We start from the raw sequence: 21,052 nt of genomic DNA on the forward strand, positions 1-21,052 counted from the left end.
GGAACAGATTGGCTCGACATGATCATCGAGTTTCGCTGTGAACGTGACTATGCGCGGCGCTGGATGGACCGCAGGACGCTGTCGGTCGACGGCCGGGACATGCCGGTGCAAGTTGCATGGACGGCAACGGCGGAGCCGCGGCCGGCAGGTCTCGATGCGCTGTTCGAGCTCGAACGCATCGTGTTGCACAAGGGCAAGCACAGCGCCGCCGACAGGCTGACGATCAGCTCCGAACCAGCACGGGTCAGCATCGGCACCGCCGACGTAATCGTCGATTTCACGAATGCCCCGCGCGATCCGGCGAGCCCGGCCCGGCTGTATCTGCGGCCGCTGTTCAACGGCGTCGCAGGCGAAAATGCCGCGCTCGCCGCCATCCTCGCCGGCGACCTGCCCGTGATCGAGATCGTCAACGAGATCGACGGTTCGGTCCTCGACCGCGGCCATCCGTCCGGTGAGATTGCTGCGGGCCTCAGTGGTGCGCTCGAAACGATCATGGCGCGGACCCTCACCATGCTGGCGGCGATCCTGTCGGGAAGGCCGCGCATCGTGCCGCACCTGCCGCGCCCCGCTTCAACTGTCCCGCACCGCGGACCCGTTGGCTACGTGGCGCGCGGCCTTGCCGTATCGATCGCCAAGGAGATCTATCGCCTCTGCTGCTATGCCCCGCATTGGCATATCGGATGGCGCTTCAACGACGGCCCGGGCGTCTGGCAGACCGGAGACCTGTCAGGTCCAAGCTGGAACGTTCTGGGAGATCCTGGAAACCACTTCTACGCCGATCCCTTTCCCGTCACGTGGCAGGGACGGACCTTCGCCTTCTTCGAGGATCTCGATCACCGTGTCGGAAAAGGTATCATTTCCGCGATCGCGTTCAACGACGCGGGGCCGATCGGCGAGGTGATGCCGGTGCTGGAGGAGCCCTGTCACCTCTCCTATCCGTTCCTGATCGAGGACGATGGCGAGCTGTGGATGATCCCGGAGAGCTCGACCCGCGGGGACGTCGCCCTCTACAAATGCACTCGGTTTCCGGACAAATGGGAGCGATACGCAACGCTCCTTTCCGGCCTCGAGCTGGCCGACGTCACGATCACGCGCCACAACGGCCTGTATTATCTGTTTGGCGCCTGGCGCGACGGAACGGGTGGCTATTCGGATTCGCTGGCGATCTATTACGCCGATCGGCTCTTGGGGCCTTGGCTTCCCCACGCCAGCAATCCCGTCTTGATCGACCGCGCCAGCACGCGGCCGGCAGGAAACTTCGTCACGCTCGATGACAGACTGTGGCGACCGGTCCAGGATTGCACCGACGGATACGGCGCAGCGCTTGCCCTGGCGGAAGTGGTCGAGCTGTCGCCGACGGTATTCAAGCAGGTCGTCCGCCACACTCTGAAACCCGGACCGGCATGGCCGGGCAGGAAGCTGCACACCTTGAATCGCTGCGGGCGGCTCGAGCTGATCGACGGATCGCGCGTCCAGCCCAAGACCAGTCTCTTTACGAGCGCAATTCCATCGGCCGTGTCACCTGCGCGAACCAATCCCTCCACCGCCGGCTAGCAGCCGCGCGTCTTCGCGCCCGAGTACGCGGCTAAGAACGCGTGCGATCGTTCCGGCCTGCGATGCGTTGCCGCGCCAAGCCACGATCTGGTCGGGACGTATCAGGGCGAGATCCGCCTCATAGAGATCGCGCAACGATCTGGGTAGCGTGACGAGCTTTACGTCGGCCCCGATCGCGCGAATGGTGTCAGCGAATGACGCATGGGCCGACATGACGTCCCCAAACTGAAGCAAGGTCCATTCGAATCCGAACAGGTCGTATAGCGACATGCCGTCCTCCAGCCACGCATGCGGTGGGCGGCCACCGGGAGAGGCGGTGGGAACGTAGACGTTGGCAGCATCCGGCGGCGGCTCGCTACCATCGGGGACGATGATTGGGGAGCCGTCGTAGCGTCCGCCGAAGGTGACGCCGGGGATGTTGAACTCGGCACGGGCGTGCTGATTGAGATAGGCACCCGCGATTCGCCGCGCCTTGTGGCCGGCCTCCGTGGCATCCTCGATCTCCGGCGCCGGCGCGAAGAGGCCAAGCGAATCGGCGAAGCGGCGCGCATGATCGGTGTTGCGGAGCGCCACCGGACGCCGCTCGACCTCGTAACTATTGAGCAGTGCCGCCGGGCTCACGCTCTTGACGACGCTTGCGAGCTTCCAGCCGAGATTGACCGCATCCTCGATGGCGGTGTTGTAGCCGAGCCCGCCGGTCGGCGTGAACAGATGCGCCGCGTCGCCGCCGAGGAAGACCCTGCCCCGCTGCATCCCGCTTGCCACCAATGCGTGACCGGCGGTCCAGGTCAGGAAGGACAGAACTTCGCAATCGATCGGCGCACCGCAGGCGCGCTGGAACGCGGCTTTGGCCTGGTTGATCGTGATCGCAGTTTCGTCCTCGCCCGGTCGCAACTGGGTGTGGAATGCAAACTCATCACGACCGTTCACCGAGGCCATGAAGGCGCGGCGGTCGCCGTTGAAGCAATTGTACATCCACGCTTTCGCGTGGGGAACGCGCGCGTAGAAATCGGGCGAGCGGAGATAGACCGCCAGCATGCGGCCGCCCATGAAGTCGCGCTGCGTCCCGCTCTCGCCGCCATAGACGATCCCGAGCGATTGTCGGACCATCGAGCGCGGCCCGTCCGCCCCGACCAGGAAGCCGGCCCGGACCCGGGAGCGGCTGCCATCGTCGAGACGTTCGATTTCGCCGACGATACCGTCATCACTTTCCGTGTAGCCGATCAGCCGGTGACCGTAGTTGAGCTGGATTCCGGGCAGCCGTTCGGCGTGGCGGCGCAGCACCGCCTCGACATATTTCTGCGAGACCCGATGCGGCAGCTCCGCCGCGCTCCAGGAGCCTGACATGCCCTTGATCAGCTCACCCGCCCGCGACGCTGACGGCAGCGCGAACCGCGCCAGCTCGTATCCGGTATAGCGCGTGAAATATGCGACATCGGTCGGGTAGTCCGCGGGCAGACCTTCGCGCCTGATCTCGTCGGAAAAGCCCAGCCGCCGATAATGCTCCATCGAGCGCGCCTGCGTCGCATTGGCTTGCGGGTTGAAGGTCGTGCCCGGCTTTTCGTCGACCAGGATCGCGGACACGCCGCGGCGGCCGAGCTCGTTGGCCAGCATCAGCGCGCAAGGGCCCCCGCCAACGATGAGCACCGCGGCCGTCAGACGAATTTCCAAGATGCTTCTTCCTACCAACACCAACCTGCATGGTAAGGACACCTGACTATTTCGTCAAGCTGCCTGACTAATCCGGGTCATCGAGCGTGTCAAATTCCGTGCCATACACCGCGAGCCCCTTCAGGATTGCATCCATCGTGGCCTTGCCGAGCTCGACGCGCATCTCCCGCTCGGCGATGTCGACGGCATCACGGAACGCATCGAGCCATTTGCGCCCCGTGCGCGTGAACACGACGATGCGCGCGCGCCGGTCGGTCGGATCGGCGATGCGATCGACGAGGCCGAGCGCGGCGCATTGGTCGACCAGCTCGCCCATCGCCTGCTTGCTCATGGAGGCGCGGCGGGCGAGCTCGGTGAGCCGCGTCCCCTCCACGTCCAGATTGCGCGTGAGGCTGACATGGGCGATGCGCGTCTCGTCGTGGCCCCGCTCGGTCATCAATTCGAGCACACGGCCTTCGAAGCGCCGCACCGCGTTATTGAGCAGGCGGCCGATATTGGCATGCCGCCACGCGGTGCCTGACGTCGTGGATTTCACCGGATCTGCTTTCCGAATCGACCGAACGAGATCGTGGAAAGCTAGCACAGGCATTGCTGCGTGCTACTGGTGAGCACGCGAGGTATCGGCGGGCGGGCGGCGCGATCGAACCGCCACCCGCCATCTCTCGTGCTTCGAACGCCCCGATGCCTTACTGCGAGCGATCCGAGGTCCAGCCCTTGTACGCGGCGACGTTATCCCGTGTCACCAGCTTGGACGGCAGCAGCTCGACGGTCGAAGCCGGCTTCTGGCCGTTGAGAATGCCGACGCCGACCTGCACGGCCCGCCGCGCCATGAAGAACGGATCCTGCGACGCGGACGCCTGAATCTGCGGCGACTGCGGATCTTTCAGCGCGGCCTCGATATCGGGCGCGCCGTCGACGGCGGTGATGATCATGCCGGTTCGGTTCTGCTGGCGTGCCGCAAGGTCGGTACCGATCGCCTGCGGATCGTTGATGGCGAAGATGGCGTCGATCTTGGGGAAGCGGGTCAGATAGCCCTGCGCGACGGTGAGGCCGCCCTCGCGCGAGCCCTTGCCGTCCTGGTCGCTCGACAACACCTTGATGCCGGGATTCTTCGCGAACACGTTCTTGCAGCCGACCACACGGTCGATCACGGCGGAGACCTGCGGCCCGTTCTCGATGATGACGTCACCCTTGCCGCCCAATTTGTCGACGATGTACTGGCAGGAGATCTCGCCGGCCTGCACGTTGTTCGTGGTCACGGTGGCATCGGCGCCCTCGGCCGCGGTGTCGACCGCAACGACGACGATGCCTGCGGCTTGCGCCTTCTTGATGGCCGGCCCGATCGCCTTGGGATCGCCGGGGTTGAGCAGGATCAGGTCGACGCCGGCGGCGATGAAATTATCGATCTGGGTGACCTGCTTGCCGAGGTCGTATTCGAAGCCGACCGTCGTGATCTTCACGTTGGGATTGGTCTTCTTGGCCTCGAACTCGGCGCCCTTCGACAGCGCGACGAAGAACGGATTGCCCATCGATCCCAGCGAGACGCCGATCGACTTGAGCTCCTTGGCGAAGGATGGTGCGGTGGTGAGGGCAAGCGCCATGGCGGCGCCGGCGAGCATGATCGTCTTCAACATGGACTTCCTCCCTGGTCTGTCTTCGTCCCCGGCGCGGCAGACCAGTTGCCGCAACGGAATCTCGTCTCAAGCCATGCGCACGCCGTTGCGCGCCAGACCTTTCACGTTCTCGCGGAGCCTTGCAGCCGGTAGCGGTCCAGCGCCACGGCACCGATGATCACCAGGCCCTTGATCACATATTGCCAGATGTCGGAGACACCGATCAGGATGAGCCCGTTCGAGAGCACGGCGATGATGAGCGCACCGACCAGCGTGCCCCAGATCGAGCCGATGCCGCCGACGAACGAGGTACCGCCGAGGATCACCGCGGTGATTGCATCGAGCTCATAGGACTGGCCGAGCTGGAGTCCGTTGGCTGCGTAGAGCCGCGCCGCCTGCATGGCGCCGCCGAGCCCGGCGAAAAGTCCGGAGATGCCGTAGACGAAGATCAGGACGGCCCAGACCTTGATGCCGGCAAGCCGCGCTGCGCTCTCGTTTCCGCCCACGGCATAGATATGCACGCCGAGCACGGTCCGGCGCAGCACCAGCCAGGAGACGAGAATGACGAGCAAGGCGATTACCGAGAGCCATGGGATCGACGCGACTCCGGGAATGAGCGTCAACGAGCCGTTGCCGATGAAGGCATAGGGAATGGAGGGATTGAACACGGTGGTGTCAGCCCCGAGCAGCCGCGCCAGGCCGCGCACTGCGGTGAGCGAGCCGAGCGTGACGATGAAGGGCGGCAGGCGCAGCAGCGCAATCAGCGCGCCGTTGACGATGCCGAAGACGAGGCCGGTGAGCAGTGCGGCCGGCAGCCACAGCAAGCCGAGCTCCGGCATCTTGGAGAGCGTCAAACCCGCCATCGCGGAGGCCGCCAGGATCGAGCCGACCGACAGGTCGATGCCGCCGGTGAGGATGACGAAGGTCATGCCGGCGGCGAGCACGGTGTTCACCGCAGCCTGCTGCAATACGATGCCGAGATTTTGTCCGGTGAAGAAGCGGCCTTCCGACAGCACGTTGAAGCCGATGCAGAGGATCAGCAGCACCGGCAACATGCCGAGCGCGCTGATCAGCATCCTCATCCGCTGGCGTCTTGTCTCCGCGGCAGCGCCATTGGTCGTCGTCGATGCCGGCTTTGCCTCCGCAGCACCATTGTCAGGCATCGAGATGCTCCATCCCCGTGGCAAGCCCCATGATGTCTTCCTGCGCCAGCGGCGAATTCGGACCGCGGCTGACCTCGCCGGCAATGTGCCCGGCACGCATCACGATGACGCGGTCGCAGATGCCGATGATCTCGGGCAGATCGGACGAGATGACGAGGATCGCGGTGCCGGCCTTGGCGAGATTGTCGATGATCGAATAGATTTCCGACTTGGCACCGACATCGACGCCGCGCGTCGGCTCGTCGAGAATGAGGACCTTCGGCGCGATGGCGAGCAGTCGCGACAGCAGCACCTTCTGCTGGTTGCCCCCTGACAGGCCGCCGGCGGGAACGCCGGCATTGGCGGCGCGGATGCTGAGGCCTGCAAAGGCGCGGTCGGCGCGCTCGCGTGCCTTGTCGCGGTCGAGAAACCAACCGAGCTTCGCGTCGCGGCCGAGCACGGCGAGGTTGATGTTGTCCAGGCACGACATGTCGAGAAACAGGCCGAGCGCCTTCCTGTCTTCGGTCAGATAGGCAATGCCGGCCTCGAGCGCCTCGCCCGGCGTGCGGATCTCGACCGGACGCCCCTCCAGCTCGAGCCGGCCGGAGGTTTTTGGCGACGCGCCGATGATGAGATGCGCAAGCTCGGTGCGACCGGCGCCGATCAGGCCAGCGAGGCCGACCACCTCACCCGCATGCACGGTGAGGGAGCAGCCCTTGACGCGCCCGCCATCGGCCATGTCGATCGCCGCGAGCACGGGATGCCCCCGCCCCGCCTCCGGATCATGGTCCTTCTTGTAGAACGAGGAGACGTCGCGACCGACCATCAAGCGCACGATGGTGTCGGCGCGGATCTCGGGCTTGTCGAGCGAGCCGACCAGGCGGCCGTCGCGCAGCACGGTGACGCGATCGCCGAGCGCATAGACCTCGTCCATGCGATGCGAGATGTAGATGATGGCAAGGCCCTCGGCGCGAAGCTGGCGGATCAACGCGAACAGCCGCTCACTTTCGGCGGCCGACAACGAGGTGGTCGGCTCGTCCATGATGAGGATTTTCGATCTGACGTGCAGCGCACGGGCGATCTCGACCAGCTGCCGCTGCCCCATGGACAGATGCGCCACCAGCGTCGAGGGCAGGAAGTCCGCGCCCAGGCGCTTCAGGATCGGGCCGACGCCCTCGCGCATTGTGCCGCGCGCCAGCAAGCCTGACCGCGATATCTCCCGTCCCAGATAGATGTTCTCGGCAACGCTGAGATTGGGAGCGAGCGACAGCTCCTGGTAGATGATGGAGATGCCCGCCGCGCGGCCGCCGAGCGGGCCTTCGATCCGCACCGCCCTGCCCTCGATGCGGATCTCGCCGCCCGGGTCGGGCCGGTAGGCGCCGGACAGGATCTTCATCAGCGTCGACTTGCCGGCGCCGTTCTCACCCATCAGGGCGTGAATTTCGCCGGGATAGACGGTGAGATCGACGGCCCGCAGCGCCTTGATGCCGAAGAAGGTCTTCGAGACCCCGCGCATCTCGAGGATCGGATCGTTCATCGTGCCTCCCGGCGCACAATGCGTTTCCCACCCGCGTCTCGTTTCTCGGCAACGCGGTTTGGTCATTAAACAAAAGCGGGTGACGCAGGGCAATACCGAAGGCGAATATACCGAAGTATGCAAACCAGATTGGGCCAGCTAGTGGCGCGGCCGATACAGGTCGCGCCAGGCGGGAAGCCGTTCAGCGTAGGCATCGACCAGTGCAGCGTCGGGCTCGAATGTTTCGATGCGCTGCGGCTGCATGCATACGTCACCGATTGCCTCACCCGTGACAGCAAGCCGCCCCAATCTCGCCGCACCGAACGCGGCGCCGGTTTCACCTCCGGCAAAGCGATGGATCGGAATGCTCAGCACGTTCGCCAGCACCGAGAGCCAGAAGGTAGAGCGTGAACCGCCGCCAATCACGTCGGCCTCCGCAATCCCGATGCCGGCATCCGCGAGCGCATCGCGGCAATCGGCAAGCGCGAAGGCAACGCCTTCGAGCACCGCCCGCACGATCGCCGCGCGATCGGTGCCATGGCTCAGGCCATCCAGCATGCCGCGCACAACGGGATCGTCGTGCGGCGTCCGCTCACCGGCGAGATAAGGCAGGAAGCTCACGGGCGACGGCGCCTGCGGTCGTGCTCCAAGCGGCGCCAGCAGCTCGGCCTCGGCGGCGCCGAACAGGCGCGCGAGCCAGGCAAGGCAGGAAGCGGCCGAGAGGATCGCGCCGGCCTGAATCCACATCCCTGGAATGGCGTGGCAGAACGTGTGCACGACACGGTCGGGATTGGCGGCGATCCGGTCGGTCGGGACCATGAGCGCACCCGAGGTTCCCAGCGACACGAAAGCGGCTCCCGGCCGGATTGCGCCGATGCCGATGGCGCCCGCGGGATTGTCGCCGGCCCCACCCGCGATCACCGGCTGCCTGATCATCCCCCAGCGCCGCGCGAGTTCGCTGCGCAGCGTGGTTGCGGGCGCGCATCCCTCGACCAGGCGCGGCATGTGCTCGCGCGACAAGCCGCTCGCTGCCAGCGCTGCGTCCGACCAGTCGCGGCGCGCGACGTCGAGCCACAGGGATCCCGAGGCATCCGAGACATCCTCGACGGCCTCGCCCGATAGCACCAGTCGCAGATAGGCCTTTGGCAGAAGAACGAGTTTCGTCGCCGCGAAGATCTCGGGCTCGTGCGTGGCGATCCAGAGCAGTTTTGGCGCGGTGAAGCCCGGCATCGCCTTGTTGCCCGTCACTTCGCGCAAGGCGGGCCAGCGTTGCTCCAGGACACGGCACTCAGTCGCAGAGCGTCCGTCGTTCCAGAGGATGCAGGGCCGCAGCGGCCTAGAGCTCGCATCGAGCAGCGTGGCGCCATGCATCTGGCCGGACAGCCCGATGCCTGCGACCGCCGCCAACGCATCGGCATGCGACGCCTTGAGGGCATCCAGCGTGGCGAAGGTCGCATCGATCCACTGCGCCGGATCCTGCTCGGAATAGCCCGGTTGCGGCGAGACAGTCGCGAGCGACCGGCTCTCGCTTGCGATCACGCGCTGGGCATCATCGACGAGAACCGTCTTGACCGCCGACGTGCCGAGATCGATGCCGAGATACATGCTGCTTCCGCTCACTTCGCCGCGTCGATCCAGATCCCCGGCTCTGAATGCTCCCGGATGTAGCTGACGAGGAAGTCGGAGAACACCCTGATCTTGGCGGGCAGCCTGACGCGGTTCTGATAGGCGATGTTCATGGTGAGCAACGGCAGCTGCCAATCGCTCAGGACAGGCACCAGCCGCCCAGCCGCGATATCGCCCTGCACGATATAGAGCGGCTGGATCAGGATGCCGAGCCCCGCGCGCGCCGCACCACAGATGATCTGGCCGTCGTTGCTGTCGAGCGTCGGCGCGATCCGGATCGTCTGCGTCGTGCTGCCCTGGCTCAGCCGTAGCGAATAGGGATCATTGGCGAGATTGTAGATCAGCATGTTGTGCCGGGCGAGATCGGCGGGATGCTCGGGCCGGCCGTGCTTCTCGAGGTAGGAGGGAGCGGCCGCGAGCACGCGGTGCATCTGACCGATGCGGCGGACGACGATGTTTGAATCCGGCTCGTGCTCGCGGGTGCGGATCGCAACGTCGATGCCGGCCTCGATGAAGTCGAGATAGCGGTTTGCGCTGATGATCTGCACGCTGAGATCGGGATAGAGCGCACGGAAGGCGGGCAGCATCGGTGCGAGGTAGATCATCGCAAAGGACAGCGAAGACGTCACGCGCAGCATGCCCTTCGGCGACAGCGCGCGGTCGGAGACGGCGTCCTCAGCCTCGGCGAGCTCGTTCAAGAGCGTGCTGCAACGCTGCAAAAGCTCCTGCCCGGCTTCGGTCAGCCATTGCCGGCGCGTGTTGCGCTCGATCAGCCGGACCGCAAGCCGCTCCTCCAGCGCACTGAGATGGCGGCTCGCCGCCGCGTTCGACATCCGCAGGATGTCGGCGGCCTTGGACAGGCTGCCGAGCTCAGCGGTTTTGGAGAAGACCTCGAGTTGAAGCAGCCGGTCCATTTTTGCGAAATAAGGAAAAGAGACTTACAAATTTTGACCTTTATTTCCGATTTCTGCAAGGCAAAATGGCGCCAACAAAGCACCATTGCAGGCGAGGAAATCAGGAAATGTCGGGCCCGATCAGGCACATCGTGATGTGGCGACTGCGCGGGGAGAGCCCTGAGGAGCGCTCGGCCGCCCGGCTCAAGGTCAAGACCCTGTTCGAGGGCCTTAAAGGCCGGATCGACGGCCTCACCCATATCGAAGTCGGCATGGACGTCAGTGCGGTCGATTATGCCTGCGACGTGGTGCTGTTCTCCGAATTCACCGACCAGGCGGCGCTCGCCGCCTATGCCAACCACCCGGAGCATCTGCGCGTGCGCGAGGCGCTGGGCGACTTGCGGATCGGGCGCTTCCAGGTCGATTATCCCATCAAAGAGACCGGCGCATGATCGGTTCGTTCACCTTCGAAAACCTGCCCTGCCGCGTCGTGTTCGGCAGCGGCACGCTTGCCTCAGCCAAGGCCGAGGTCGAGCGGCTCGGCGGCAAGCGTGCGCTGGTGCTGACGACGCCGCAGCAGGAGGCACAAGGCAAGAGCTTGGGAGCCGCGCTCGGCCCGCTCTATGCCGGCATCTTTTCCGGCGCCACCATGCACACGCCGGTCGAGGTCACGGACCGCGCGCTCGCGGCAATGAAGGCATGCGAAGCCGATTGCGTCGTTTCGCTCGGCGGCGGCTCGACCACCGGGCTCGGCAAGGCCTTGGCCTTGCGCACCGGCGTCAACCAGCTCTGCATTCCCACCACCTATGCCGGCTCGGAGATGACGCCGATCGTCGGCCAGACCGAGAACGGGCTGAAGACCACGGTGCGCGATGCCGCCGTGCTGCCGGAGACCGTGATCTACGACGTCGACTTGACGCTGACGCTGCCGGCAGGCCTCGCAGCGACCTCCGGCATCAACGCGATCGCCCATGCCGTCGAGGCGCTTTACGCGCGCGATGCCAATCCTGTCACCTCGCTGATGGCCGAAGAAGGCATCCGCGCGCTGGCGCGCGCCCTGCCCGCCATTGTCGCCAGGAGCGACGATCGGGAGGCCCGCATTGAGGCGCTCTATGGCGCCTGGCTGTGCGGTGTCTGCCTCGGCACTGTCGGCATGGCGCTGCATCACAAGCTCTGCCATACGCTCGGCGGCACTTTCGACCTGCCGCACGCCGAAACCCACACCATCGTGCTGCCGCATGCGCTGGCCTACAACGCGCCGGCCGTGCCCGACGCGATGGTGCGGATCGCGCGCGCGATCGGGGCAGCCGATGCAGCTCGGGGGCTTTTCGAACTTGCGAAGCGGCTGGGTGCGAAGGTCGCGCTACGCGATGTCGGCATGCCCGAGGGCGGGATCGACAAGGCGGCTGACCTCGCAGTCACGAATGCCTACTGGAATCCGCGCCCGCTCGAGCGTGGCGCCATTCGCGACTTGATCGCACGCGCCTGGGCCGGCGAACCACCCGGCGCCATCAAAGCGGCAGCTTGAAGCGATGCGGCGCACCCTGATCAGATCCGCCACCGTCATCAGCATGGATGACGCGATCGGCGATCTCTCGACCGGCGATGTGCTGGTCGAGGGCGGCCGGATCGCCGACGTGCGCCCGTCGATCGACGCTGCGGCCGACACGGAGGTCGTCGACGGCACGGGCCGCATCGTCATTCCCGGCCTGATCAACGCACATATGCACACTTGGCAGACCGGCTTGCGCGGCTTTGCCGCGAACTGGACGCTGCTGGAATATTTCCGCCGCATGCATGCGGGCCTCGCCACCGTGTTCCGGCCCGACGATATCTACATCGCGACGCTCGTCGGCGCGCTGAACCAGATCAATCACGGCGTCACCACGCTGGTCGATTGGTGCCACAACAACCCGACGCCGGATCATACCGACGCCGCCGTGCGCGGCCTGATCGAAAGCGGCGTCCGCGCCGCGTTCTTCCACGGCTCGCCGAAGCCCGAGCCGAAGCCAGGCGAGCCGCATTTCTCGGAAGTGCCGCATCCGCGCCGTGAGGTCGAGCGGCTGCTGGCGGGCCCCCTCGCCGACCGCGACGGCCTCGTCACGCTCGGGCTCGCCATTCTCGGCCCGCATTACTCGACGCTCGACGTCGCCATGCACGATTTCCGCCTGGCGCGGGAGCTGAACCTGATCGCCTCGATGCATCAGGGCGGCGGTCCGGCCAAGACGCAAGGCGGCTGGGAGAAGCTGCTCGAGGCCGGCCTCGTCGGCCCCGGCATCAACATCGTCCACGGCAACGATCTGCCCGATGATCTGCTCGATCGTCTCGTCGATCTCGGCGTATCGTTCTCGGTGACGCCCGAGAACGAGATGATCCAGGGCCATGGCTTTCCGATCACCGGCCGCCTCCTGAAGCGCGGCGTGCGGCCGACGGTCGGGATTGATCTCGAATCCGTGCTGGCCGGCGATCTCCTCTCCGTCGCGCGCGTTGCGCTCTCGATGCAGCGGGCGCTCGACAATGCGGAATCGCGCAAGGCGAGTGGCGCCATTCCGGCGACGACCACGATTCCCGTGCGCGAAGCGCTGCGCTGGGTCACGACGGAAGGCGCCCGCATGCTCGGCCGCGGGCACCAGATCGGCTCGCTGACGCCTGGCAAGCTCGCCGACCTCGTCATCATCAACGCCTCCGATCTCAATCTTCATCCGGTGCATGACCCGATCGCAACTGTCGTGATGCAGACAAGCCTCGCCAACATCGAGGCCGTCATGATCGGCGGTGCCTGGAAGAAGCAGAAGGGGCGGCTATTGGTCGAGGGACTCGAGACGAAGAAGGAGCTGCTGGCGCAATCCGGCCGGCGGCTGGTGCAGGATACTGAACGACAGGGACGCGCCGCCTGAGGCGCCAATGGACAAGAACAATGACTGACGCTCTGAAAACAGTTGGTTTCATCGGGATCGGCAAGATGGGCCTGCCGATGTCGGTGCTCGTCGCCAAGGCGGGCTTTGCCGTTACCGCGTTCGACCAGAGCGCGGCGCGCATCGACGAGGCACGCGCGCAGGGCATTGCGATTGCCGCTTCGCCGGCCGAGGCCGTGCGCGGCAAGGCCGCCGTGATCACGTCCCTGCCCGACGACGCTGCTTTGCGCGGCGCATTGCTCGGCTCCGCCGGCCTGATCGCCGCGATGGCGCCCGGTGCCGTCTTGATCGAAACCAGCACCGTGAGTGTCGACGCCTCGGCTGAGGTTGCAGCCGCCGCGCAGGTGCGTGGCATTGCCTATCTGCGCGCGCCGGTTTCCGGCAATGCCAGCATCGTGCACACGGGGGCGCTGACCTGCTTCGTCTCGGGGCCGAAGCACGCCTTCGAGAGCGCCAAGCCGCTGTTCGCAGCTTTCACCCGCGCTCAGACCTATCTCGGCTCCGCCGAGGAAGCGCGCTATGCAAAACTCTCGGTCAACCTGATGATCGCGGTGTCGGCGGCAATGATGGCGGAGAGCCTGGCGCTGGCGCGCAAGGGCGGCATCGCCTGGCAGGACATCTTGAAGGTGCTCGACGACAGCGCGGTCGCTTCGCCCATGGTCAAGTACAAGACCGCGCCGCTGCGGACCCGCGATTTCGAGTCCACCTTCTCCTGCAAGCAGATGGCCAAGGATCTCGACCTGATCCTGGGCGCCGGCCATGCCGTCGGCGTGCCGCTGCAGCTCGCCGCCCAAGTGCGCGAGACCTATGGCGCGCTGGTCGCGCAGGGCGACGGCGATACCGACTTCATCGCGACCGTCAAGCATCTCGAACGGCTGTCCGGCCTCGGCGAACCAAAACCCTGATCGCGGAGATACACATGCGTAACTTCAACGAAAATACGATCACGGATGCGGTGCTGGAGCGGATCGCGGGCGCGACCGACCCGCGCATCAAGCAGGTGAGCGAAGCGCTGGTGCGGCACTTGCACGCCTTCGTCCGCGAGGTGCGGCCCACCCAGAACGAATGGGAGTTCGGCATCGATTTCCTGACCCGCACCGGGCACATGTGCAACGACAAGCGCCAGGAGTTCATCTTGCTGTCGGACACGCTCGGCGTCTCCATGCTGGTCGACGCCATCAACCATCCGGTGCCCGAAGGCGCGACCGAGACCACGGTGCTCGGGCCGTTCTTCGTCCAGGCCGCGCCGGAGAAGGACAGCGGCGCTGACATCTCCGGGCCGATGGATGGCGATCCGATGCTGGTCACCGGCTCGGTCTCGGCCGTGGACGGAAAGCCGCTCGCCGGCGCCATCGTCGACGTCTGGCACTCCGACGACGACGGTTATTACGACGTGCAGCAGCTCGACAGGATCGGCGATCTCGCGATGCGCGCCCGCTTCCATACCGACGCCAACGGCCGCTTCCATTTCTGGTCGATCAAGCCGGCCGCCTACCCGATTCCGCATGATGGACCGGTCGGCGAGATGCTGGAGGTGCAGGGACGCCATCCGTGGCGCCCGGCGCACGTGCACTTCATGATCTCAGCGCCCGGTTTCGAGCAGCTGGTGACGCACGTGTTCGTTGACGGCGACCAATATCTCGACAGCGACGTGGTGTTCGGCGTCAAGGACAGCCTGATCCGTGACTTCGTCCGCCATCCCGCCGGCCGTGCGCCGGATGGTCGCATGGTGGAGCGCGATTATTTTCATCTCAACTATGATTTCGGCCTGAAGCAGGTCGCAAGCAACGCAAGAGCCGCTTAAGCTCAACAACGGACCAACAAGAGTCCGTAAAACAGGGACGGGAGCTGAGGATGGGACCGCGGATCAGCACGGGCGTTTTGGCCGAGCGCCTCACCGGCATGATCGGTCCGCGCGCGAGCGTTGCGCGCGGCGTGCTCGATCAGCACGGGCAGAGCGAGTCGCACTATCAGAGCCTGCCGCCCGACATCGTGGTCTTCCCCGAGACCACGCAGGAGGTCGCCGAGATCGTCAAGCTCTGCGCCGGCGCGGGCATGCCGATCGTCCCGTTCGGCGCCGGCACCTCGCTCGAAGGCAATGCGGCCGCGGTCGCGGGGGGCGTCTGCTTCGACTTCGCGCGGATGAACAAGGTACTGACGTTGCACGACAGCGACATGGACGTCGTGGTGCAGCCCGGCATCACGCGCAAGCAGCTGAATGCGGAGCTGCGCAACACCGGCCTGTTCTTCCCGATCGATCCCGGCGCCGACGCCTCGATCGGCGGCATGACTTCGACGCGCGCCTCGGGCACGATGGCGGTGCGCTACGGCACCATGAAGGACAATGTCATGGCGCTGGAGGTGGTGTTGGCCGACGGCCGCGTGATCCGTACCGCCCGGCGCGCGCGGAAATCGGCGGCCGGCTACGACCTCACGCGCATGTTCGTCGGTGCGGAAGGCACCCTCGGCGTCATCACCGAGATCACGCTGAAGGTACACCCGGTGCCGCAGGCGATCTCGGCGGCAGTCTGCAGCTTCGACACCCTGCACGATGCGGTGGACACCGCGATCTCCGTGATCCAGTCCGCGATCCCCGTGGCCCGCATCGAGCTGCTCGACGATGTCATGATGCGCGGCATCAACGCCTACGCCAAGCTCGGCTATCGCGAGGCCCCCACCCTGTTCTTCGAATTCCATGGCTCCGAGACCTCCGTCGCCGAGCAGGCCGAAGCCGCGCAGGCGATCGCGGCCGAGCATGGCGGCCATGGCTTTGCCTGGGCCAAGGCGCCGGAAGACCGCAGCCGGCTCTGGCATGCCCGCGACAACACCCTGTACGCCGGCCTTGGCTTGCGGCCCGGCGCGCGCGCTGTGATCACCGACGTCTGCGTGCCGATCTCGCGTCTGGCGGAATGCCTGACGGAGACGCGTCGCGACGGTGACGAGCACGGCTTCACCGCGCCGATCGTCGGCCATGTCGGCGACGGCAATTTCCACATGCTGATCCTGATCGACCCGACAAAACCCGAGGAGGCCGAAGGCGCCAAGGCGCTGCAGGCCCGCATGGTCGCGCGTGCCATCGCCATGGACGGCACCTGCACCGGCGAGCACGGCATCGGACTCGGCAAGATCGACTATCTCACCGACGAGCTCGGCGAGGCCGTGGATGTGATGCGATCGATCAAGGCGGTGCTCGATCCCGACGGATTGATGAACCCCGGAAAGATCTTTGCTGGCAGAGCCAAAACATGAGCAACAAGCCATGAGCGACGCGCTCCCGATCGAGGTCACCTCGCCCACGCCGCTGCTGGAACTGCGCGGCATCAGCAAGGAGTTTCCGGGCGTCAAGGCGCTGGACGACGTGTCCTTTGCCGTCTACCCCGGCGAAGTCCATATGCTGCTGGGCGAGAACGGCGCCGGCAAGTCGAGCCTGATGAAAGTGCTGTGCGGCGCCTATCGCGCTGACGCCGGCGAATTCTATTACAACGGCGAACGCGTCGCGATCTCCTCGACTGCCGATGCGCAGAAGCTCGGCATCGCCGTGATCTTCCAGGAATTCTCGCTGGTCCCCCATCTCGACATCGCCCAGAACATCTTCTTGGGACGCGAGCCGAAGGGCCGCATTCCCGGCACCATCGACCGCCGCAGGATATTGGCCGACGCAAGGCGCGTGCTCGACACGATCGGCTTCGACATCGATCCCGCCACCATTGTCGACAAGCTCGGCGTCGCCCAGCAGCAGATGGTCGAGATCGCCAAGGCGATCAGCCAGAACGCCCGCATCCTCGTCATGGACGAGCCGACCGCGGCACTGTCCGACCGCGAGACCGAGCTCCTGTTCGCGCTAATCGCGCGGCTGAAGGCGGACGGCGTGTCCATCGTCTATATCTCGCACCGCATGGCCGAGGTGTTCACGCTCGGCGATCGCATCACCGTGCTGCGCGACGGCCGCCGCATCGACGGCGTCCGGCCCGCCGACGTCACGCCGGACCAGCTGGTGCGCATGATGGTCGGCCGCAACATCGACATGACCTATCCGCGCCATTTCGTCGACAAGCCCGGCGAGGTGCTGCTCCAGGTCAAGGGCCTCTCCGCGCCCACCGGCATCTCCGACATCAACATCGAGGTGCGCCGGGGCGAGATCGTCGGGCTGTGCGGCCTGGTCGGCTCCGGCCGCAGCGAGGTCGCCCGCGCCATCTTCGGCGCCGATCCCGTGACCTCGGGCGAGATCATCTTCGACGGCAAGAGCATTTCCGGCGAGCCGGATCTCGCCGCCCGCCGCGGCATCGCGCTGATCCCGGAGAGCCGCAAGAGCGAAGGCCTCGCGCTGCTGCGATCCGTCAGCGACAATCTGGTGGTGTCGGCGCTGAAAAAGCTGTTTCCGAGCGGGCTATTCGACCAACGCTCGGCCCAGCGTACCGCTGACGGTCTGATCCGGCAGCTCCGCATCGCGACACCAAGCGCACGCCAGACCGTCGGCCTGCTCTCGGGCGGCAACCAGCAGAAGGTCGTGATCGGCAAATGGCTCGCCGCCGGCTCAAAACTCTTCATCTTCGACGAGCCGACGCGGGGCATCGACATCGGCGCCAAGTCGGAGATCTTCGCGCTGATCGACCGCCTCGTGGCGGACGGCGCGGCGGCCCTGATGATCTCGTCCGAGCAGGTCGAGATCTGCCATGTCTGCGACCGCGCCTATGTGATGCGCGAGGGACGCATCGCCGGACATCTGACACGCAGCGAATTGACCGAGGAGAATATCGTGCGATTGGGGATGCATCATGCGTGAGGCCGCGGTCGTCGCTCAACCAAATCCACTGCAGCGCATTCCCGGCGTTGCCATGGTGCTGGTGCTGCTGATCGCGCTGTTCAGCGCGATCGCGCCCGGCTTCCTATCGGTCGCCAACCTCTCCAACGTGCTGGTGCAGTCGACCATCCTGACCATGCTCGCGCTGCCGATGACGCTGATCATCATGACGGAGGGGCTGGACCTGTCGATGGGCGCGGTGCTGACGCTGACCTCGCTCTGCGTCGCTATCGTGTCGCTTGCGACCAAGTCGATGCTGCTGGGCCTTGGCGCCGGCCTTCTGGTCGGTACGGCCTTTGGTGTTGCGAACGGCTGGCTGGTCGCCATTCTGGGCATACCGCCCTTCGTCGCGACGCTCGGCACGCTCGGCATGGCGCAAGGCCTGTCGCTGATCGTGAGCGACGGCCAGAGCGTGGTCGGCATTCCCCACAGCGTGCGCGACATCTACTCGGCGACGCTAGCAGGCATTCCCGTGCCGATCGTGATGGCGCTGGTGACTTATGCGACCTTTCACGGCCTGCTCTATCACACCCGCTTCGGCACCTACATCTTCGCCCTCGGCGGCAACCGCGAGGCGCTGCGCTATGCCGGGCTCTCGCCCAACAGGCTGCTGATCGCGGTCTACGCGATCGGTGGCGCCATGGCCGGAATCGCAGGCCTGTTGATGACCGCACGCATGAACTCCGGCCATCCCACCGCCGGCCTCGGTCTGGAATTCGATGCCATCGCGGCCGTCGCCGTCGGCGGCACCTCGTTCGAGCGGGGCAATGGCTGGCTACTCGGTACGCTGCTCGGGGTCCTTTCCGTCGGCGTGTTGCGCAACGGCCTGAATCTGATCTCGCTCCCCTCCTCGGTGCAGGTCGCCAGCGTCGGCGTGCTCGTCATCGTTGCCCTGTTCCTCGACGGCCTCAGGAGCCGCACATGACCGACATCACCAAGGGCGCCATGGCGCCGCCCCGCTCCTTCCTGTCGCAGGACGCGGTCCAGCTATTCTATCGGCTGCTCGCGGCTTTCCTGATCTGCGCGGTGCTGGCCGTGCTCAGCGATTCCTTCCTGAGCCTCGGCAACATCCTCAACGTGCTGAGGCAGGCAAGCTTGACCTTCTTCATCGCCTCCGGCCTGACGCTGGTGGTGCTGACCGCAGGCCTCGATCTCTCCGTCGGCGCCAATGTCGCGCTGTCCGCCTGCCTCGCCGGTACCGTGATCCACACGACCGGTTCGCCTGCGCTCGGCATCCTCACCGGACTTGCCTGCGGCGGGCTCGTCGGCCTGATCAACGGCGTCATGGTCACGGCGCTCCGCATCCCCTCCTTCATCGCCACCTACGGCATGCTCTGGGTGCTGAACGGCCTCACCTATTGGTACATGGCGGGCGAGACCCTGCACGGCTTCCCGGCCGGCTTCCGCCAGATCGGCAGCGGCTATCTGTTCGGCCTGCCCATTCCGGTCTACCTGCTCCTGGTGTTCCTCGGCATCGGGACGTTCTTCGCGCAGCGCACGGTCTGGGGCCAGGAGATCTACGCGATCGGCGCCAATCCTGTCGCCGCACGACTATCAGGCATTCCCGTCGCGCGCCGCCTGCTGCTGGTCTACGCGGTCTCAGGCACCATGGCGGGACTTGCCTCGATCATCTTCCTGTCGCGGCTCAATTCGGCCGAGGCCGATATCGGCGAGAGCCTGACGCTGCCGGCGATCGCGGCCGTTCTGATCGGGGGCACCTCGCTGTTCGGCGGCGTCGGCACCGTGTTCGGCACCTTCATCGGCGCGCTGATCCTGACCCTGGTGCTGAACGGCATGAACCTGCTCGCGGTCAGCGCCAATTGGCAGCCGCTCGTCACCGGCGTCATCGTCATTCTCGCGGTCTGGCTCGACATGAAGACCCGCCGCCGCGCGCAATGAGTTCCAGCAATCCAACAAGCAAAATGAGGGATGGAGGCAATATGAGAAAGACAATTGGCTATGTGGCGCTGCCGTTGCTGATGGCGACCGCGCTCACCACTGCGGCGCGTGCCGACGGCGAGACCATCGCCGTCTTCACCAAGAACCAGACCAATCCGTTCTTCCAGACGGTGCGGGTCGGCGCCGACAACATGGCGAGGGTGCTGAACGCGAAGACGCTGCAATACATCCCGACCAAGCCGGACTCGATTCCCGAGCAGCTCAGCCAGATCGAGGACGTGGTGGTGAAGAAGCCGAGCGCGATCGTGTTCACGCCGGTCGATTACAAGGCGATGGTGCCGGGCGTCGAGAAGATCAACGAAGCCAAGATCCCGGTCGTCAACATCACCGACCGTTCTGCCGGCGGCAAGTTCCTGTCCTTCGTCGGCGCCGACGATTACAGCCTTGGGCTGGAGACCGCGCGCTTCCTGCTCAAGACGCTCGGCGGCAAGGGCAACATCGTCATCATCGAAGGCGTCAAGGGCTCGCTGACCAATGTCGACCGCGTCCGCGGCTTCAACGACGCGCTGAAGGAAGCCCCCGGCGCCAAGCTTTTGGCCTCGCAGCCCGGCAACTACCAGCGGCTCCAGGCGCTGCAGGTGATGGAGAACTTGATGCAGTCGAATTCGCAAATCGACGGCGTGTTAGCCGCCAACGATGCCATGGCGGTCGGCGCGATCGAGGCGCTCGACGGTGCCAACCGCAAGGCGCAGGTGATCGGCATCAACGGCACCAAGGAGGCGATCGACGCGATCAAATCCGGCAAACTGCTGGCGAGCGGCGACTACAACGGCTTTGCGCAAGGCTGCCTCGGCACCATGATGGCAATCCGCTCCTTGCGGGGCCAGCCTGTTATCAGCGAGATCGTGCTGAAGCCGACGGTGATCACCAAGGACAATTACGGGCCGTTCGACGTGCCGCTGGAACAGCGGACCTGCCCCACCTTCGAGGACGCCGGCAAGCTCAGCGCGAAGTAGACGACCCGATCGCACCAAGCCCGGACGGCCGCAGCCCGCGGCCGTCCCAAGAATGAAGCCAAGAAACGGAGACAGCATGCTGTTCGCCATTCACGCCCTCGACCGCACCGGCGCGTTGCCGACCCGGCTCGCCAATTACGATGCCCACAAGGCTTTCCTCAGCGACACCTCGCGCTTCGGCGTCAAGATCGTGATGTCCGGTCCGCTCGTCTCCGACGACGGCCAGACCATGATCGGCAGCCTGTTCCTGATCGAGGCCCCTAGCCGTAGCGAGGTCGAGGCCTTCAATCGCGCCGATCCGTTTGCCGCGGCCGGCATCTGGGACAAGGTGACGATCACCGGCTTCCTGCGCCGGCAGGGTTGAGGGTCCGCCACGACAAAGTGCGAAAACAACCCCATGCACAGT

19 protein-coding genes are annotated in these 21,052 nt (G+C 65.7%); 12 read left to right on the forward strand and 7 right to left on the reverse strand.

The genetic code is table 11. The features are described 5' to 3' along the window. Positions 1–18: 18 nt before the first annotated feature. On the forward strand, positions 19–1,554 hold the full coding sequence (locus I6F16_RS04910; RefSeq protein WP_225111850.1) for a hypothetical protein: 1,536 nt from the start codon (positions 19–21) through the stop codon (positions 1,552–1,554). Here I6F16_RS04910 and I6F16_RS04915 read toward each other — a convergent pair. The 7 genes from I6F16_RS04915 to I6F16_RS04945 all read right to left on the reverse strand — a co-directional run bounded on the left by I6F16_RS04915 (position 1,519) and on the right by I6F16_RS04945 (position 10,036). Beyond that, complete coding sequence (locus I6F16_RS04915) at positions 1,519–3,225, reverse strand: FAD-dependent oxidoreductase (protein WP_225111849.1); 1,707 nt, start codon at positions 3,223–3,225, stop codon at positions 1,519–1,521. The two genes, I6F16_RS04910 and I6F16_RS04915, sit on opposite strands and share 36 nt — an antisense overlap. 67 nt (positions 3,226–3,292) lie before the next feature. Further along, positions 3,293–3,760 (reverse strand): MarR family transcriptional regulator, encoded by a 468-nt coding sequence (locus I6F16_RS04920; RefSeq protein WP_225111848.1) that lies wholly within the window; start codon positions 3,758–3,760, stop codon positions 3,293–3,295. Between the two features lie 151 nt (positions 3,761–3,911). After that, the gene (locus I6F16_RS04925) at positions 3,912–4,859 is read right to left on the reverse strand and encodes an ABC transporter substrate-binding protein (protein ID WP_036023609.1); all 948 of its coding nucleotides are present in this window, start codon (positions 4,857–4,859) and stop codon (positions 3,912–3,914) included. A 101-nt stretch (positions 4,860–4,960) separates the two neighbouring features. Further along, entirely contained in the window at positions 4,961–6,001 is a 1,041-nt protein-coding gene (locus I6F16_RS04930) for a ribose ABC transporter permease (protein ID WP_036005162.1), read from the reverse strand. Beyond that, entirely contained in the window at positions 5,994–7,517 is a 1,524-nt protein-coding gene (locus I6F16_RS04935) for a sugar ABC transporter ATP-binding protein (RefSeq protein WP_057029954.1), read from the reverse strand. The genes I6F16_RS04930 and I6F16_RS04935 overlap by 8 nt, the downstream gene beginning before the upstream one ends. A 138-nt stretch (positions 7,518–7,655) precedes the next feature. Next, complete coding sequence (xylB, locus tag I6F16_RS04940; protein WP_225111888.1) at positions 7,656–9,101, reverse strand: xylulokinase; 1,446 nt, start codon at positions 9,099–9,101, stop codon at positions 7,656–7,658. Between the two features lie 11 nt (positions 9,102–9,112). Then, positions 9,113–10,036 carry a LysR family transcriptional regulator gene (locus tag I6F16_RS04945; RefSeq protein ID WP_225111847.1) on the reverse strand — a complete coding sequence of 308 codons (924 nt, stop codon included), beginning with the start codon at positions 10,034–10,036 and terminating at the stop codon, positions 9,113–9,115. Positions 10,037–10,143: 107 nt separating this feature from the next. Here I6F16_RS04945 and I6F16_RS04950 point away from each other — a divergent pair, with 107 nt between their 5' ends. From I6F16_RS04950 to I6F16_RS05000, 11 genes are all read left to right on the forward strand, one after another. Continuing rightward, positions 10,144–10,467: a Dabb family protein gene (locus tag I6F16_RS04950; protein ID WP_036005173.1), complete on the forward strand. Its 324-nt coding sequence runs from the start codon at positions 10,144–10,146 to the stop codon at positions 10,465–10,467. Next, positions 10,464–11,543 carry a maleylacetate reductase gene (locus I6F16_RS04955; RefSeq protein WP_225111846.1) on the forward strand — a complete coding sequence of 360 codons (1,080 nt, stop codon included), beginning with the start codon at positions 10,464–10,466 and terminating at the stop codon, positions 11,541–11,543. The genes I6F16_RS04950 and I6F16_RS04955 overlap by 4 nt, the downstream gene beginning before the upstream one ends. A gap of 4 nt (positions 11,544–11,547) precedes the next feature. Continuing rightward, on the forward strand, positions 11,548–12,912 hold the full coding sequence (locus I6F16_RS04960) for an amidohydrolase family protein (RefSeq protein WP_225173475.1): 1,365 nt from the start codon (positions 11,548–11,550) through the stop codon (positions 12,910–12,912). A gap of 20 nt (positions 12,913–12,932) precedes the next feature. Next, entirely contained in the window at positions 12,933–13,835 is a 903-nt protein-coding gene (locus tag I6F16_RS04965) for an NAD(P)-dependent oxidoreductase (RefSeq protein WP_225111844.1), read from the forward strand. Positions 13,836–13,849: 14 nt separating this feature from the next. After that, entirely contained in the window at positions 13,850–14,734 is an 885-nt protein-coding gene (locus I6F16_RS04970) for an intradiol ring-cleavage dioxygenase (protein ID WP_225173476.1), read from the forward strand. A 50-nt stretch (positions 14,735–14,784) separates the two neighbouring features. Then, positions 14,785–16,179 carry an FAD-linked oxidase C-terminal domain-containing protein gene (locus I6F16_RS04975; protein WP_225111842.1) on the forward strand — a complete coding sequence of 465 codons (1,395 nt, stop codon included), beginning with the start codon at positions 14,785–14,787 and terminating at the stop codon, positions 16,177–16,179. 10 nt (positions 16,180–16,189) lie between these two features. Further along, positions 16,190–17,713, forward strand: a complete 1,524-nt coding sequence (locus I6F16_RS04980) for a sugar ABC transporter ATP-binding protein (RefSeq protein WP_225111841.1) — start codon at positions 16,190–16,192, stop codon at positions 17,711–17,713. After that, entirely contained in the window at positions 17,706–18,656 is a 951-nt protein-coding gene (locus I6F16_RS04985; protein ID WP_225111840.1) for an ABC transporter permease, read from the forward strand. Before I6F16_RS04980 ends, I6F16_RS04985 begins: the two co-directional genes overlap by 8 nt. Continuing rightward, a complete protein-coding gene (locus I6F16_RS04990; protein ID WP_036005199.1) occupies positions 18,653–19,630 on the forward strand; it encodes an ABC transporter permease in 978 nt (325 codons plus the stop codon). The genes I6F16_RS04985 and I6F16_RS04990 overlap by 4 nt, the downstream gene beginning before the upstream one ends. A gap of 41 nt (positions 19,631–19,671) precedes the next feature. Then, positions 19,672–20,646 carry a sugar ABC transporter substrate-binding protein gene (locus I6F16_RS04995; protein WP_225111839.1) on the forward strand — a complete coding sequence of 325 codons (975 nt, stop codon included), beginning with the start codon at positions 19,672–19,674 and terminating at the stop codon, positions 20,644–20,646. Between the two features lie 76 nt (positions 20,647–20,722). Next, entirely contained in the window at positions 20,723–21,010 is a 288-nt protein-coding gene (locus I6F16_RS05000; protein ID WP_036005205.1) for a YciI family protein, read from the forward strand. The last annotated feature ends 42 nt before the right edge of the window (positions 21,011–21,052 follow it).

This window comes from Bradyrhizobium sp. IC4060 (genome assembly GCF_020193715.1).
GTDB lineage: Bacteria > Pseudomonadota > Alphaproteobacteria > Rhizobiales > Xanthobacteraceae > Bradyrhizobium > Bradyrhizobium yuanmingense.

Bases quoted from the DNA above. Each gene is read 5' to 3' on its own strand.
- I6F16_RS04910 (WP_225111850.1), top strand. From the start codon at position 19: ATGATCATCGAGTTTCGCTGTGAACGTGACTATGCGCGGCGCTGGATG.
- I6F16_RS04925 (WP_036023609.1), bottom strand. From the start codon at position 4,859: ATGTTGAAGACGATCATGCTCGCCGGCGCCGCCATGGCGCTTGCCCTC.
- I6F16_RS04930 (WP_036005162.1), bottom strand. From the start codon at position 6,001: ATGCCTGACAATGGTGCTGCGGAGGCAAAGCCGGCATCGACGACGACC.
- I6F16_RS04935 (WP_057029954.1), bottom strand. From the start codon at position 7,517: ATGAACGATCCGATCCTCGAGATGCGCGGGGTCTCGAAGACCTTCTTC.
- xylB (WP_225111888.1), bottom strand. From the start codon at position 9,101: ATGTATCTCGGCATCGATCTCGGCACGTCGGCGGTCAAGACGGTTCTC.
- I6F16_RS04945 (WP_225111847.1), bottom strand. From the start codon at position 10,036: ATGGACCGGCTGCTTCAACTCGAGGTCTTCTCCAAAACCGCTGAGCTC.
- I6F16_RS04950 (WP_036005173.1), top strand. From the start codon at position 10,144: ATGTCGGGCCCGATCAGGCACATCGTGATGTGGCGACTGCGCGGGGAG.
- I6F16_RS04955 (WP_225111846.1), top strand. From the start codon at position 10,464: ATGATCGGTTCGTTCACCTTCGAAAACCTGCCCTGCCGCGTCGTGTTC.
- I6F16_RS04960 (WP_225173475.1), top strand. From the start codon at position 11,548: ATGCGGCGCACCCTGATCAGATCCGCCACCGTCATCAGCATGGATGAC.
- I6F16_RS04965 (WP_225111844.1), top strand. From the start codon at position 12,933: ATGACTGACGCTCTGAAAACAGTTGGTTTCATCGGGATCGGCAAGATG.
- I6F16_RS04970 (WP_225173476.1), top strand. From the start codon at position 13,850: ATGCGTAACTTCAACGAAAATACGATCACGGATGCGGTGCTGGAGCGG.
- I6F16_RS04975 (WP_225111842.1), top strand. From the start codon at position 14,785: ATGGGACCGCGGATCAGCACGGGCGTTTTGGCCGAGCGCCTCACCGGC.
- I6F16_RS04980 (WP_225111841.1), top strand. From the start codon at position 16,190: ATGAGCGACGCGCTCCCGATCGAGGTCACCTCGCCCACGCCGCTGCTG.
- I6F16_RS04985 (WP_225111840.1), top strand. From the start codon at position 17,706: ATGCGTGAGGCCGCGGTCGTCGCTCAACCAAATCCACTGCAGCGCATT.
- I6F16_RS04990 (WP_036005199.1), top strand. From the start codon at position 18,653: ATGACCGACATCACCAAGGGCGCCATGGCGCCGCCCCGCTCCTTCCTG.
- I6F16_RS04995 (WP_225111839.1), top strand. From the start codon at position 19,672: ATGAGAAAGACAATTGGCTATGTGGCGCTGCCGTTGCTGATGGCGACC.
- I6F16_RS05000 (WP_036005205.1), top strand. From the start codon at position 20,723: ATGCTGTTCGCCATTCACGCCCTCGACCGCACCGGCGCGTTGCCGACC.